This is a genomic window from Bacteroides sp. 14(A) (genome assembly GCF_000526555.1).
GTDB classification, from domain to species: Bacteria; Bacteroidota; Bacteroidia; order Bacteroidales; family Bacteroidaceae; genus Bacteroides; species Bacteroides cellulosilyticus.
In genome coordinates this window covers 650234-663745 of record NZ_JAGH01000005.1, presented here as the reverse complement: position 1 = coordinate 663745, position 13512 = coordinate 650234, and the positions used below count along the sequence as shown (strand labels likewise).

Genomic DNA, 13512 nt, shown 5'->3' with positions numbered 1-13512 from the left:
AAATGTGGTGAATAAGTCATCTTCGTAATGACCTGAATGCTCTAAAAATTAGTAGATCTCAATATATGAAAACAGAATTGGAAAAGTGCTTAGCCGGAGAACCGTTCAATGGCGGTGACAAAGTATTGGTAAATATGACGCTGAATGCTAAAAGATTATTGAAACGGCTAAATGAAACGGATTATGCCGACACGGAACAGAGAAAGCGAATCTTTCATGATTTGTTCGGCAAGATGGGAGAACATGTTCACATCGATATTGATTTCCATTGCGAATACGGGAAGCACATTTTCATCGGTGATCAGGTTATCATCAACATGAGCTGTACGTTTGTAGACAATAATATCATCGAGATAGGCGACAATGTGTTGATAGCATCCAATGTACAGATATACACAGCCACCCACTCTACCAAATTGCAAGAAAGGGTCGTGGCGGATTGGGAAGCAGGAGAAGGTATTTGCAAAACCTATGCACTCCCCGTAAGAATAAATGATGGAGCGTGGATTGGTGGTGGTGCAATAATCCTACCGGGAGTGACAATTGGGAAAAACAGTGTCATAGGTGCCGGCAGTATAGTAACCCACTCTATTCCTGACAATTGCGTAGCCGTAGGAAATCCTTGCAGGGTGATTAAACAAATTGATAATGAAGTAGTTTAACAGAACTATCACAATGTATCATTGATCTGTATTCCTCAAAGTATTTAAGCTATACTTTGAGGAATATTTTTTGTGAAGACCTGATTTTAGAATCATTTCAATGCCTTGCCATCCGAAAAAGCCTTACCCACCTTTTCGCCCACCTTCAGATAGTCGTTGTTAAACGGATCGAAGATGATGGGAGCTACTTTGGAAGCATCTACTTTTCCATTTTCATCAAGTACACGCTCGTCTACACTTACATTTACGATCTCTCCACGCAAGATGCAGGTTTCGGGATTGTAATCTTTCAGTTTGCACTCCACCGCTACAGACAGTTCGTCAATCAGCGGGGCGTCCACGAACTCCGAACGGGTGGCATGGAAACCTGCACGGGCGAATTTGTCCGTTACCTTATTGCCGGAAACGATACCTACGTAATCGCAGGCAACAACTTGCCCCACTTCTGCCATACTTACTGTAAATGCTTTGCGTTTCAGGATATTCGCAGTGGTCTTGTGTCCTTCGCTGATGCAAATACTGATCTCTTTCATTTCACTGATACCGCCCCAAGCCGCATTCATAGCGTTTGGGAGTCCATTTTCATCATAAGCAGCGATGATAAACACCGGCTGCGGATAGGAAAAGGGTTTTGCTCCGTAATTCTTTCTCATACTAATTTATTTTTTAGTCCATTGTTTAATGTCTTCTTTGGTTGCACCGTTCAGCAGTTTGCCTTTCTGCCACTTCAGATTGGAATAAGTTTTCTGCAACTCTTTTTCGGAATTGGAGATACTGCTTCCGCCCGATGTGGCAAACAGAATCACTGTCTTACCTGAAAAATCACCACTTTCTATAAAAGTATTGATGATTCTCGGAGCTAAATTCCACCAGATGGGAAAACCAATATAAACAGTATCATAGTCCGCTAGGTTCTCCGCTTTGGAGCTTAAAGTAGGACGTGATTTGGCATCCGCCATCTCCACACTGCTGCGTGAGGACTTGTCGTGCCAGTCCAGATCGGCAGAAGTGTACTTCTTCGCAGGCTGTATTTCGTAGAGAGTGCCACCTGTGACTTCAGCAACTAACTTGGCTGCTTTTTCTGTTGTTCCCGTTGCCGAGAAATAGGCAACCAATGTCTTAGAACTTTGTTTCTGTGCGATTGCGGTCAAACATAACGCCATAATCGCTACCATAAAGAATGTAAGTCTTTTCATACGATATATTATTTAGTTCAAACATAGATTACTTTTCCGTAGCAAACGCTTCGATTCGGGAAGCATATTGCAATGATACAAAATTACGGAGTATTATCCAGTATGCAGGTATATAAATTACGGAATATATAACCAATATTACGGATGTATCTCCTTTTGACATACTTTATACCCTCTATTATTGGATTGTAACTATTTTGTAGTTACATTTGCTGAAACTTATAAATGAATGGGAACAAAAGAAAAACTTATCGAACGTTTCAAGTCGTTACCAGCAAATTTTACATTTGAAGAAATGGAACGCTTGTTGTCGATATTTGGTTATGAAAAATCGAATAAAGGTAAAACTTCCGGTTCGAGAGTTATCTTTAAGAATGGAGACAAACGCCCTATAATGATTCACAAACCTCATCCCGGCAACCTAATCAAAGGGTATGCAATGAAACAAGTATTAAATGATTTGATGGGTGCAGGTTTTATAAAATGAAGAAAGGAGTATTATTATGAATACATTAAGGTACAAAGGTTTCATTGGGTCTGTCAACTTCAGTGAAGAAGACAGCGTTTTTTTCGGTAAAATAGAAGGAATAAATGGAATGGTTAATTTTGAAGGACAGAGTGTTCAAGAACTGACAGAAGCATTTCATGAAGCAGTCGATGATTATCTGGCTTATTGTGAGGAAGAAGGAATACAACCGCACAAAAGCTATTCAGGATCATTAAATGTTCGTCTGACTCCTGAGATACATAGCCATATCGCAATGCTGGCACAGCGTGCAGGTATCTCTATCAATGCTTTCATCAAACAAGCACTGGAGAAGCAAATTACAGCTATGTTATAGAATAGAAATTCACTCTGTTATAATCATACTATAAAAATCTACAGAGTGTAAAGCATATATCTGGTATTGCAGAGATTATCCGATAAAAAGAATAGTCTCTGCATTTTTTTATGTTAAAAGCACAAATGACTGTCACAATTCTCTTCGGCCCATGTCTAAATATATAAAACAGAAATCATGAAAATAGAAATCTATCATGTGGACCAAGCGATAAATGGCTCTAAAGAGGCATTAGGAGCAATCATTGAAAATATTGAAGGCCCGGCGTTTAATTTGTCATTGCGCATGCTCGGGCGGATTGAAGATGCTGAAGACGCAAAGCAAGACATTCTGATAAAGGTCATCACAAGCCTTTCTTCTTATAAAGGAAAAAGTTTATTTTCGACATGGGTGTATAAAATAGCCGTAAACCATTTAATCAATGAGAAGAATAAAGACTTCGTAAATCATCCCTTGTCTTTTGAAATCTTCGGGAGTGATATAGACAGATATGTCGCCTCTTCAGTTGACCAAACGAATCCGGCTGAGAAAAAGATTTTCTCGGAAGAGCTGAAACTGTCATGCACCAACGTTTTGCTTCAATGCTTAAATCCATTCGACAGGTTAATCTTCATTCTGGGAACCATGTTTGATGTAGACAGCCGACTGGGAAGTGAGATTACAGGATTGTCGGCTGACAACTTCAGGCAACGGCTGTCACGCTCCAGAAAGGTAATGAGTACTTTCCTGTCAGAATATTGCGAGCACGCAGGAGGCAAGAAATGCAACTGCATGAACCGGGTAAATTATGCCCTCAGTCAACACCGTATCGATCCTGCCCTGCCTTACTCATCATCATTGATACCGGAGAGAATCTCCACATCGAAGTCTGCCATGGAAAACATTGATGCCGCGACGGCCCTGTATTCAAACTTACTCAGACATTCTTCTAAACAGCAAGCCAAAGAGTATCTTTCAATTTGCTTAAAACGGATGATTTTTCATCACTAACTAAATAATATCTAACATGGACAAATTACTTTTCTCGGCAATTATCGGATTGGTTGCCGGAGTCATAGACATCATTCCTATGGTTATGCAGAAACTTCCCCGCTACTCCACCGTTTCGGCGTTTTTTCATTACTTTTTCGTTTCAATTATTATTCTCAATGTAGACATTCCTCATATTCTCTGGTGGCTGGAAGGAGGCGTTGTAGGCTTGGCACTAACTATCCCGATGCTTATTCAGGTAGGACATTCGGATAAGAAATCTTTGCCAATAATAGCATTCAATGCCGTATTATTGGGAACATTGGTTGGACTTGCTAGACACTATATTTCAGTTTTCTAAATCCACACAGAGCAATGTAGGATTTGAGTCATCCTCCTCACTGGCTAAGCCATATTGAGCCAATTTATCAATAGAAAGCAATGTATATGCCTTGTTGTTCCGGATAAGGGAAACGGGAGTATTTACAATTGCTTTCTCATTATAAGGCATGGCATATCCTTTTTCCGAATGAATCAACAATTCCCCGCTATTTGTATCCCATAGTGTATAATGCCTGCTTTCATTCCAGAAGAAATCATAAAACAACAGGTCATTCACCAATAAAGCATTTTCCGCCTTAATACAATATTTCCCTTCCGTAAGCATACGTTCAAGATCACCATTCAAATCTGTCGGCATCTTTAGTTTGCCCTGATTGATGGCTACAGCGGGAATGAGTTTTTCCTTTCTACTGGCATACAACGTATCATTAATCACAATACACACTTGGTCGTTTCCGTCTCTGAATCTGGGCACAATGTAGCCACCTGAAAAGCCCGTTACCGATTCAGCATCGAAAGGAAAGAAAGATTGTTTCATGTTCCAGTCCTTATCAAAGAAGGCTACTAAGTGCGATTTCTGATATTCTCTTTTGTAGGTTCCCCAATATCCGTTGGACACACCTATAAAGTTGGATATACTATCTTTGGGGTATTCGCTGACGAAAGTCCCGTCCGGCTTATATAATTTAGTCTTATTAGGAGTAGCAACATAAATCAACTCTTTTTCCTCATCAAAAAAGCGGGAAAAGATGTCGGCATATTCTTCAGGTCCATTTCCCTTCCTGTCCATCACAAAAAGAAAAGAACCGTTTTCGGCATTAAAGAAATAAAAACTCGTCTTATCTCCGATAACTATGTACTTTGGAGTCACATTAAGCAGGTACGCATTAGCACTCAACAGGCATTTATCATTCGTTTCCAGCCGGATCGTTTTCGGATTTTTGAAAAGAGATTGATATTGTGCCGAAGTGTAGTCCGCATCAAAGTGTTCGACGCCTTTATCTATACTGACTGTAGAAACCTGATCATGTGAACCTTTTTCTCCGGAACAAGCCGTGAGAAGAAAAAGAGAGATGCTGAGAAAGGAAATACAAGAGTGTCGCATATTGTTTTTTGTTATGTTGTAAGTTGGGCAAATTTATAAAAAAAACGAATATACAAGATGTTATCTTAGAAAAATGAGAAGAATAAAAAAAAGAAAAAATAAAAGTCGGAAAAACCAACCCAAATACTTGACTTCGCCTTTCTGATGTAGTATCTTTGTAGAGCTTTAAAAAACAGAATTTTAATATTAAACCTAAAACCTTAGCAAATGGCAAAACTGATTCTTTCTTTCTCCGAATTGGCCGGTATGTATTTCCCCGGTTGTTCCACTCCGAAAAATGCGGTAAGATCTTTACAACGAAGCATTAAAAGGTGTACAAATCTGGCGACTGCTCTAGTTGAAACGGGCTATCAGCCTTATAATCATCGCTGGCTCTCTCCCAAGCAATACGGGCTGATAATAGAGAATCTGGGTGATCCATTCCCGGAATAATAATAGACAATAAATAGGAAAGGCGGTAATTCTTCATAAGAATCACCGCCTTTTTTGTTGATATTTATCAAATTCAGGCTTAAAAGAGGTTTTTTACGTTTTTAATAAACGTTGAGCACATTTTTTAAAAACGTTCCCATTATTCTTTAAAAACGAATAACAGGAAGCTGAACAAGGCAGAAAAACGCCTATAATTTGTCTATATTTAAGACTGTGGTATATTTTATTTCACTTAGCACAAACGAACTTTACGTTTTCACAATACCATACATAAACATAGACAGGTTATCCTTTCACTGCAATACTAAATGTTGTGATATGGAGAATTACAGTGATCACTATATGAATTTTCCTTTAGGGAAATTTAGAGTTACAATTGAGTTCTCAAAATAATTAGCGTATAATTTAGCTTTTGCAGAAATCAGTAATTTGAACACATTTAGCTGAAGAGAATCACTAACATAAGCTCCCTCTCTATCACTTTCTTTCAAAACTAAATTCGAACATTTTTGCCACCAACCTATATGTTCATAAAAAGGTGTATTTCTCTGTGAGCAAGTAAACAGACCTATATCAAATCTACCATCTTGCATAATCCATTCCGTTGCTTTCCTTACTAACATACTCCCTATTCCCTGTTCTCTATATTCCGGATGTGTACAAACACAGCTCAACCCACACATTTTAAAAGTTTTATTTTTTACGATAATATTCCATGAAACAACTCCTAAATAGCCAATAAATTCATTCTTTTCTATAGCGCAAAATGACATGACATTCATTTCTTGGGGATGAATATCTTCTATATTTATATCCTCCCAAATAAGATAAAGCAAACTTTTTAATAATTGTTTATCTATTTCCGTAATGTTATTATATTGAAAACTTTTTATATCCATAATGACCCGTTCCGATACTTGGTATCTCACAAAAAAGGTAAAAGAGATACGTGACATGGTTTGACAATCAAAAGAACTATTTTAGATTCTACGATAAACTTCATCAAACGGTACTCTGCACCGTTCTCCCCAGATTCCTTTATTTCCGTCCCGTATTCCACAGGGGATAACCATATTTATTTCAGCACCATGAGGCAATTTCAGTATCCTTTTTAACCGACGGCTATCCAAACCTTCCAGAGGACAAGTGTCATACCCTTCGTTTGCCATAGCAATCATAAACGTTTGGGCAGCAAGTGCACAAGATTTATGGGCAGTCACGCGCATATCATTTTCGGAGACTTCGAGCATCATCGGGCGGAAAATGCTGATGATATTAACCAGTAGTTTTCTGAATAATCCCAAAATTCCAAAGAAACGGGCATAAACAAACGGCATCAATTTGCCATAGTATAATTCCCGGTCTTTGATGCGTTTGGCCTGACGCTCTTTCGGACTGTAACGCCGGATATTCTCCCGCTCGAAGTCAAGTACAAACCGCGCATGTTTCCTGTACCAATCACGCCGCACCACGAAAACAACTATTTGTGAAGCTGTAGAAGTGGCTTTCTGATCGAGACAAGCTCTTGAAACCTTTGCCAGTAATTCGGGCTGAGTGATATGATAGAACTCCCACAACTGCATATCCGAGCTGTTGGGAGCTAATGTTGCCAATTCCAGATAATGTTTTATTCTTTCCGGATCTATCAGTTTTGTTCTGTCATACGCTCGCACAGAGCGACGATAATGGAGGACTTCGTTTAAATTCATAATGCTGTAAATGTTATAATACTATTATACTTTTCCTTAGAGCTAAAAAACTTCAGGATATTCATAGAATTAATTCTATCGTAGTATAAGATTAAAACAGCCCCATAAGCTAATTGTTCCTCAACTAACCGGACTTTTCGTGTAATCAGAATGATCGATGTGCTGTATATCACTAATTCGTGATGAGATATTTAATTACGATGTCCTATATTCATTCGGTGAACATCCTATAATGCGCTTAAACGCTTTACTGAAATATTGTGGATATTGATATCCCAAAGCGTAGGCTACATCACTGACTGATTTGTTTGGGTCTGCAAGCAATTCTTTTGCTGTATCCATTGTTTTTGTCAGAATATATTCCTGAGCAGAAGAACCAGTCTCCTTCTTAATCATATCTCCAAAATAATTTGCAGACAGATGCAGTTGGTCTGCACAATAAGCCACGGTCGGCGTACCAAATTTCGAGGGTTTGTCCGACGTGAAATAGTCGTTCAGCAACGCTTCGAAAGAACTAAGTGCATCTTTGTTCTCCTTTTTACGGGTAATGAACTGCCGGTCATAGAAACGGATGCAGTAGTTTAACAGCAATTCAATGGCCGAAGCGATAATCAGCTTGCTGTGTTTGTCCGTTGCTCCCTTGATCTCCTCGTCAATTTTCATCATACAATCTATCATGGTCTGCCGTTCCTGTTTAGAAAGATGTAATGCCTCATTAACGGCATAGGAAAAGAGCGTGTAATCCTGCATGTGGCGGCCAAGCGGTGTACCATGTAACAATTCGGGCTGAAATGTCAGCCACCAACCTTTGGGTTGGAATGGCTCTCCTGTATCATCGTTGCCGATAATCTGTCCCGGAGCGGCGAATACCAGTGTCTCTTCCTGAAAATCATAGAATTTACGGCCATACTTTATCACATCGGCGCACTTGATGTCCTTCAGATAAATGACATAGAAGCCAATGTTTTTACAGACATGGTGCAACGGTTTGATTTTGGAAGCGTCGATTACGCTTACCAACGAATGGGGAGTTTCTATACCCAGAAAATCATTGTAATCCTTGATCGTATTCAGCTTTATAATCTTCTCCATGACAGTGGATTTCATTGTTTTTACGCAAATATATAAAATATCTTCGGGCAATCTGTTTCAACCTGTAATAATTATACGTGAAACCGTAATTTATACCCTATGGAACTTTCGGATAGCCCGTAATTTTGCATCATGGAAAAATAAATAGAAAAAAAGAACAGTGATACAAATGAATAATTCCGTACTTATGACTATTGATATGTTCAATAAATTGACGGGACATGAAACGCTGCATCCGCAGATTTGCATGATTGATCTGTCGAAAACAAATTTGAGTGAGGATATTCGGATAATGTGTGATTTTTACGGGTTACTGTACTACAACTCTCCGAAGCAGAGCAAAGCGTCGGAAAAGGAATGGTTACGGCTGATTTATCCCGGTGAGGTGGTCGAGATACCCTCGAAGCAACACCGGCATGCCGACTACTATTCGGGTGTGCTTTTCCATCCCAACCTGTTGTGCGACACATCGCTTGAAAACCGTATCGAAACCTATCCGAAACGCTGCCGTTGCCGGGGTGCACTGACAGAGCACGAACAACAAATTATAACCGATAACCTGCGGGAGATCGGCGAAGAGTTGCACCATGCTATCGACCGTTATAGTGCATCGATCATCGCCTCACACATCGAACTGCTACTTAACTACTGCGTACGCTTTTGCAGTCAATAAAATAAAGAAGATGCAGCAAATCCGTAAAAATTATCCTTCAAATCGTAATTTATGACCGGTCGAAGCGAAAATTCCAGCCTAATTTTGCATCAGATAAAAACAGGAAATATAAAATGATAGAGATTATGAAAATAAAAACGAGAATTAGGATGACGCTGATCTGTATCCTTTTCGGATATGGAATCGCAGCCGCCCAAAACCCAAAAATGGAACAAGTTATGAACAGTAAACGGAAACACATTGCAGAGGTCGCCACCCTTACGGGTAAGGGAGACCTCGATAAACTGAAACCTGTCCTTATCGACGGATTAAATGACGGAATGACCGTGGGTGAACCCAAGGAAGTGATGGTACACGCCTACGCCTATTGCGGTTTCCCGCGTGCCTTGCGCGGACTACAAACCCTTGTTGTGGTACTCGATGAACGGAAAGCGAAAGGTATCGAGGATAACCGGGGTCGTGAAGCATCGCCGATAACTGATACCCGCAGCAAGTACGAACGCGGACGTGATATTCTTGCCGAAATTTCGGGTGCTCCGGCAGATGCGCCGAAAGCCAATTATGCTGTACTGGCTCCGGAAATCGAAGTATTCCTGAAAGAGCACCTCTTTGCTGACCTTTTTGAGCGGGATGTCCTGACATACGCCGAACGGGAACTGGTGACCGTTGCCGTGATCGCCTCTTTGGGCAAAGGCGTAGAGCCGATGCTAAAAGGGCACATGGGTATCGCACTGAATGTGGGCGTAACACCGGATGAATTACGTGGTGTGCTGGCCATCATCGAAAAAAATATCGGTCGCAGTGAGGCTGATGCCAGCAAACTAATATTGAACGAACTGCTACAAAGTAAAGGATTAATCGCTGATTCCCAAGCCCCGGCCGTGGCAGCAGAGAATGGCGTGAAGAAGCAGAAGGTAACGTTTCACAACCGTTTCCTTATTGATGTGGTTGGCGATCTTTATTTCCCTGCAAACTACGACCCTGCAAAGAAATATACTGCCATCATCGTCGGTCATCCTTTCGGTGGTGTCAAGGAACAGACTTCGGGACTACATGCCCGTAAGTTGGCAGAATTCGGTTATGTGACATTGGCTTTTGATGCTTCCTATTATGGTGAGAGCGGCGGTTATCCGCGTCGTATTGAGTCGCCCGAGGTACGGGTGGAAGATTTCAGCGCAGCGGTCGACTTCCTTACAAACCATCCGGCTGTTGATGCCGATAAGATTGGTGTCATTGGTATCTGTGGCGGAGGATGTTATTCCGTCAGCGCAGCGCAGATAGACCATCGCATCAAGGCGCTGGCAACGATCAGTATGTACGATATGGGACGTGCCCGCCGTCAGGGTGTGGGCGATTCCCAGACATATGAACAACGTATGGCAATTCTCGATGAGATCGGTCGCCAGCGCACGGCAGAATATGGCGGAGCTACACGTAAGGATATCCGTGCCCTACCCGAAAAAGTAGATGAAAACACACCGAAGTTTGCCATCGACTTCCTCGATTACTATGACAATCCGGAGCGTGGCCAGCATCCCAATTCTACGGGCTATTACTCCTACACGAGTCTTGCACCGATGATGAACTTCTTCCCGTTCGCACAGATCGAGACCATATCACCGCGACCGGTACTCTTCATCGTGGGAGAAAACGCTGTATCAGCTTACTTCTCGAAAGACGCATACGCAAAAGCAGCCGAACCGAAAGAGCTGTTTGTCGTACCCGGAGCAACACACGTAGATTTGTACGACCAGCCGGAGTATCTGAAAATCACGCTGCCCAAACTGGACACATTCTTTAAACAACATCTTAAATAACCATTTGAATATGAGAAAATTATTTTTTATTCCATTTTTGTTCCTTCCGCTGACGACTATGGCAGCTTGTTCTTCAGACGACACTCCTGCATTGCAGACGGAACAGTCGACAACTCCCGATGATACTGACAACCCATCCGGTAACAGTAAAACTCTCGTAGCCTACTTTTCCGCGCAGGGGCACACGCAAGCCGTAGCCAAACGAATTGTGGAACTTACCGGTGCTGACATATATCGCATTGAGGCGGCCGATCCGTATGCAGAAAATCCATACGATGACAGCGACCGTATTCAGAATGAGGCTTACAACGACCTGCGTCCCGGAGTGGCGAATCTACCCGATAAGGAAATTATTGCGCAATATGATACGATTTTCGTTGGCTCACCTTGCTGGTGGCATCAGCCTGCTATGGTGATTTGCACATTCCTCGAAGCATACGATCTGAAAGACAAAGTTGTTATTCCGTTCTTCACTTATGGAGCTACAACCTATTTAAACGAATCAATGCAGAAGATTTATAAAGTAACCCCTGAGTCAAAGCATCTTCCGGAAACGCTTCCCGAAGACCTCAATCCGGATGACATTACTACTCCCGGCCCATCCGACGATGCAGGTATTGATATGCCAGGCAGTGCTAATGACACGGAGGCTTGGCTTCGGAGAATCGGAATCATCAAATAAAAAACATAAAATAAGGAAAAGATGAAAAAAGGAAATCTTCATGTACGGACTCCGGTTTTGATATCCTAAGAATACAGAAAATAAAATCTAAAGAGGGTATCAAAATAAAGCTTAGAACACAAATTACACGAATTACGCAAATAATTCATTTTTTATACTTCTGATAATCAGAGCTTATCTGATTTGTTATTTACGTAATTCGTAGAAGTGGCTTTCTGATCGAGTTCCGAATCTAGCTCCAAATAGTATATTGTCTCGTTATGAATTTGGTTATTTTTCACCATTGTGTGAATGGCCGAAACAGACTATTTTTGCAAAAAATTAATCATTCATAATCTATTAAGCAATGAAAAGTAATACTATTTGTCAAGTAATTCTTGCAGGAAGCATCATATTGGCTTCTTGCCAATCTAACAATTCTGCTAAGCAAGATGAGTCTCAACAAACAATGAACGAAACAGTTATGAACAAAGTTACAGATTGCAAAATCAGTGCGGGAAACATCACTTTCACTAATGCCATCAATGGAGCTGAAAATTGCGTGAAACTGCTTGATGATGGCGCATTGGAATTCCATTGTGCCGAAGGACTGGATTTCTTCAGTGACCCGAATGGAAAACTGTCAAATACAACGCTTCCTATTCTGCTTGTCCCCGTTGAGAACACGAAACCTTTTACGTTAATAGCCAAGGTTACTCCGGAGTTTACAACAGAGGGATTGTATAATGCAGCCGACCTTTTTGTATATTCTTGTGATTCACTTTGGCAGAAACTGGCATTTGAACAGGATGAATACGGTAACCACCGTATTGTTACAGTAAGAACACAAGGAACATCCGATGATAATAATCATGATAAATTAAATGTTTCATCTGTTTACCTGAAGATCTCATCTGATACAAAAACCATTGCCAGCTATTATTCCATCGACAAGAAAAGATGGAACATGGTTCGTCTATACAAGAATTATTATCCAAAGAACATTTATTTGGGCATCAGCAGCCAATGTCCTCAAAAAGGCAGCTGCACAAGTCGTTTTGAAGAAATTTCTTTGTCTCACGATAATGTTAGCGATTTCCGCTTGGGAGAATAAGCCATTATATATTGAAGGTGGAATTCTTAAAATGGCATGACAAAAGCCGCAGAATATTTCTACTTTCTGAAAAAGCTTATGATTTAAGTATAGTTTTGGAATCAATTGATAACAAAGAAAAGAATCTTGCTCTTATCTTTAAAAATTATAAGAAAGAGCAAGTTCTATCGATTTTCATAAAGCTCTTTAAATCATTCATTTACAACTTTTCTCAGAAAAACCCACCCCAAGGCATCAAAAGAGTACAATACTTCCCGCACTACATCCTATCTTTGCAATGTCATCAGAAATAAATGATGGCAAATGAACCCTATTTTTTTTAACCAATTAAACTTTAATTATTATGGCTTTAGAGTATGTAGTGACCAAAAGAGTGTTTGGCTTTGACGACACAAAGACAGAAAAGTATGTAGCGAAATCTGTACGTTCGGGACAGATGAGTTTTAGTAAAACGTGTGCAAAGGTTAGTCGACTTTGCGGAATCCACCGAAAGGTAGTAGATTTAGTAGTCAGCGGTCTGGTTGATATGATGGCGGAGGATATTGATGACGGAAAGAGTGTTCAATTAGGAGAGTTCGGCATCTTCCGCCCCACCATTAAGGCTAAAAGTGCGGATACGGCGGAAGGTGTAACGGCAAGTAATATAGTACGCAAGCGTATTGTATTTACTCCGGGAAAGATTTTCCAACGTACTTTGGGAGAAATGAGTGTGACACGTTCTATTCCCGTTGATACGGATTATACGGACGGAAGTAGTTCCGGTGGTAACGGCAGTGGTGGAAATCAGGGCGGTGGCAACCAAGGTGGTGACGGCGGTTTGGATGAAAATCCATTAGGATAAATCTCCTTGTCAGAGTGAAAAAGTGAGTAGTGAAGTTCTTTCGTTACTCACTTTTCT

The 13512-nt window shown here is 40.7% G+C and carries 17 protein-coding genes; 11 read left to right on the top strand and 6 right to left on the bottom strand.

What is annotated here, in order from left to right; genetic code table 11:
- Positions 1-65: 65 nt before the first annotated feature.
- A complete protein-coding gene (locus K429_RS0125690) occupies positions 66-662 on the top strand; it encodes a sugar O-acetyltransferase (RefSeq protein WP_029328607.1) in 597 nt (198 codons plus the stop codon).
- A 92-nt stretch (positions 663-754) separates the two neighbouring features.
- On the opposite strand, the gene K429_RS0125685 is transcribed toward K429_RS0125690, so the two are convergent.
- Positions 755-1315, bottom strand: a complete 561-nt coding sequence (locus K429_RS0125685; protein ID WP_007214069.1) for a flavin reductase family protein — start codon at positions 1313-1315, stop codon at positions 755-757.
- Between the two features lie 6 nt (positions 1316-1321).
- Positions 1322-1858, bottom strand: coding sequence for a flavodoxin (locus tag K429_RS0125680; RefSeq protein WP_029328606.1), 537 nt, complete (start codon positions 1856-1858; stop codon positions 1322-1324).
- Positions 1859-2087: 229 nt separating this feature from the next.
- Between K429_RS0125680 and K429_RS0125675 the strand changes: the two genes are divergently transcribed.
- The 4 genes from K429_RS0125675 (at position 2088) to K429_RS0125660 (ending at position 4030) form a co-directional block, all read left to right on the top strand.
- Positions 2088-2345: a type II toxin-antitoxin system HicA family toxin gene (locus K429_RS0125675; RefSeq protein ID WP_029328605.1), complete on the top strand. Its 258-nt coding sequence runs from the start codon at positions 2088-2090 to the stop codon at positions 2343-2345.
- Between the two features lie 16 nt (positions 2346-2361).
- Entirely contained in the window at positions 2362-2700 is a 339-nt protein-coding gene (locus K429_RS0125670) for a type II toxin-antitoxin system HicB family antitoxin (RefSeq protein WP_007218434.1), read from the top strand.
- Positions 2701-2877: 177 nt separating this feature from the next.
- Positions 2878-3690, top strand: coding sequence for an RNA polymerase sigma factor (locus tag K429_RS0125665; RefSeq protein WP_029328604.1), 813 nt, complete (start codon positions 2878-2880; stop codon positions 3688-3690).
- 16 nt (positions 3691-3706) lie between these two features.
- Positions 3707-4030: a hypothetical protein gene (locus K429_RS0125660; RefSeq protein WP_029328603.1), complete on the top strand. Its 324-nt coding sequence runs from the start codon at positions 3707-3709 to the stop codon at positions 4028-4030.
- On the opposite strand, the gene K429_RS0125655 is transcribed toward K429_RS0125660, so the two are convergent.
- Positions 4019-5116 carry a 6-bladed beta-propeller gene (locus K429_RS0125655; protein WP_029328602.1) on the bottom strand — a complete coding sequence of 366 codons (1098 nt, stop codon included), beginning with the start codon at positions 5114-5116 and terminating at the stop codon, positions 4019-4021. The two genes, K429_RS0125660 and K429_RS0125655, sit on opposite strands and share 12 nt — an antisense overlap.
- Before the next feature lie 207 nt (positions 5117-5323).
- Here K429_RS0125655 and K429_RS0125650 point away from each other — a divergent pair, with 207 nt between their 5' ends.
- On the top strand, positions 5324-5548 hold the full coding sequence (locus K429_RS0125650; protein ID WP_007214061.1) for a DUF4248 domain-containing protein: 225 nt from the start codon (positions 5324-5326) through the stop codon (positions 5546-5548).
- A 338-nt stretch (positions 5549-5886) separates the two neighbouring features.
- On the opposite strand, the gene K429_RS29570 is transcribed toward K429_RS0125650, so the two are convergent.
- From K429_RS29570 to K429_RS0125635, 3 genes are all read right to left on the bottom strand, one after another.
- Positions 5887-6447, bottom strand: a complete 561-nt coding sequence (locus tag K429_RS29570; RefSeq protein WP_181991750.1) for a GNAT family N-acetyltransferase — start codon at positions 6445-6447, stop codon at positions 5887-5889.
- Positions 6448-6528: 81 nt separating this feature from the next.
- Positions 6529-7257, bottom strand: a complete 729-nt coding sequence (locus K429_RS0125640) for a nitroreductase family protein (protein WP_029328599.1) — start codon at positions 7255-7257, stop codon at positions 6529-6531.
- A 195-nt stretch (positions 7258-7452) separates the two neighbouring features.
- A complete protein-coding gene (locus K429_RS0125635) occupies positions 7453-8349 on the bottom strand; it encodes an AraC family transcriptional regulator (protein ID WP_029328598.1) in 897 nt (298 codons plus the stop codon).
- 169 nt (positions 8350-8518) lie between these two features.
- Between K429_RS0125635 and K429_RS0125630 the strand changes: the two genes are divergently transcribed.
- The 5 genes from K429_RS0125630 (at position 8519) to K429_RS0125600 (ending at position 13455) form a co-directional block, all read left to right on the top strand.
- Positions 8519-9022, top strand: a complete 504-nt coding sequence (locus K429_RS0125630) for a transcriptional regulator (protein WP_229125718.1) — start codon at positions 8519-8521, stop codon at positions 9020-9022.
- A 125-nt stretch (positions 9023-9147) separates the two neighbouring features.
- Positions 9148-10839, top strand: a complete 1692-nt coding sequence (locus tag K429_RS0125625) for an alpha/beta fold hydrolase (RefSeq protein WP_029328595.1) — start codon at positions 9148-9150, stop codon at positions 10837-10839.
- A 10-nt stretch (positions 10840-10849) separates the two neighbouring features.
- Positions 10850-11521 carry a flavodoxin gene (locus tag K429_RS0125620; RefSeq protein WP_029328594.1) on the top strand — a complete coding sequence of 224 codons (672 nt, stop codon included), beginning with the start codon at positions 10850-10852 and terminating at the stop codon, positions 11519-11521.
- A gap of 346 nt (positions 11522-11867) precedes the next feature.
- Positions 11868-12614, top strand: coding sequence for a DUF1349 domain-containing protein (locus tag K429_RS0125610; protein WP_029328593.1), 747 nt, complete (start codon positions 11868-11870; stop codon positions 12612-12614).
- A gap of 343 nt (positions 12615-12957) precedes the next feature.
- Positions 12958-13455 carry an HU family DNA-binding protein gene (locus tag K429_RS0125600; protein WP_007214057.1) on the top strand — a complete coding sequence of 166 codons (498 nt, stop codon included), beginning with the start codon at positions 12958-12960 and terminating at the stop codon, positions 13453-13455.
- Positions 13456-13512 lie beyond the last annotated feature (57 nt).

Coding starts and splice junctions, on each gene's coding strand:
- K429_RS0125690 (WP_029328607.1), top strand. CDS start 66: ATGAAAACAGAATTGGAAAAGTGCTTAGCCGGAGAACCGTTCAATGGC.
- K429_RS0125685 (WP_007214069.1), bottom strand. CDS start 1,315: ATGAGAAAGAATTACGGAGCAAAACCCTTTTCCTATCCGCAGCCGGTG.
- K429_RS0125680 (WP_029328606.1), bottom strand. CDS start 1,858: ATGAAAAGACTTACATTCTTTATGGTAGCGATTATGGCGTTATGTTTG.
- K429_RS0125675 (WP_029328605.1), top strand. CDS start 2,088: ATGGGAACAAAAGAAAAACTTATCGAACGTTTCAAGTCGTTACCAGCA.
- K429_RS0125670 (WP_007218434.1), top strand. CDS start 2,362: ATGAATACATTAAGGTACAAAGGTTTCATTGGGTCTGTCAACTTCAGT.
- K429_RS0125665 (WP_029328604.1), top strand. CDS start 2,878: ATGAAAATAGAAATCTATCATGTGGACCAAGCGATAAATGGCTCTAAA.
- K429_RS0125660 (WP_029328603.1), top strand. CDS start 3,707: ATGGACAAATTACTTTTCTCGGCAATTATCGGATTGGTTGCCGGAGTC.
- K429_RS0125655 (WP_029328602.1), bottom strand. CDS start 5,116: ATGCGACACTCTTGTATTTCCTTTCTCAGCATCTCTCTTTTTCTTCTC.
- K429_RS0125650 (WP_007214061.1), top strand. CDS start 5,324: ATGGCAAAACTGATTCTTTCTTTCTCCGAATTGGCCGGTATGTATTTC.
- K429_RS29570 (WP_181991750.1), bottom strand. CDS start 6,447: ATGGATATAAAAAGTTTTCAATATAATAACATTACGGAAATAGATAAA.
- K429_RS0125640 (WP_029328599.1), bottom strand. CDS start 7,257: ATGAATTTAAACGAAGTCCTCCATTATCGTCGCTCTGTGCGAGCGTAT.
- K429_RS0125635 (WP_029328598.1), bottom strand. CDS start 8,349: ATGGAGAAGATTATAAAGCTGAATACGATCAAGGATTACAATGATTTT.
- K429_RS0125630 (WP_229125718.1), top strand. CDS start 8,519: ATGAATAATTCCGTACTTATGACTATTGATATGTTCAATAAATTGACG.
- K429_RS0125625 (WP_029328595.1), top strand. CDS start 9,148: ATGAAAATAAAAACGAGAATTAGGATGACGCTGATCTGTATCCTTTTC.
- K429_RS0125620 (WP_029328594.1), top strand. CDS start 10,850: ATGAGAAAATTATTTTTTATTCCATTTTTGTTCCTTCCGCTGACGACT.
- K429_RS0125610 (WP_029328593.1), top strand. CDS start 11,868: ATGAAAAGTAATACTATTTGTCAAGTAATTCTTGCAGGAAGCATCATA.
- K429_RS0125600 (WP_007214057.1), top strand. CDS start 12,958: ATGGCTTTAGAGTATGTAGTGACCAAAAGAGTGTTTGGCTTTGACGAC.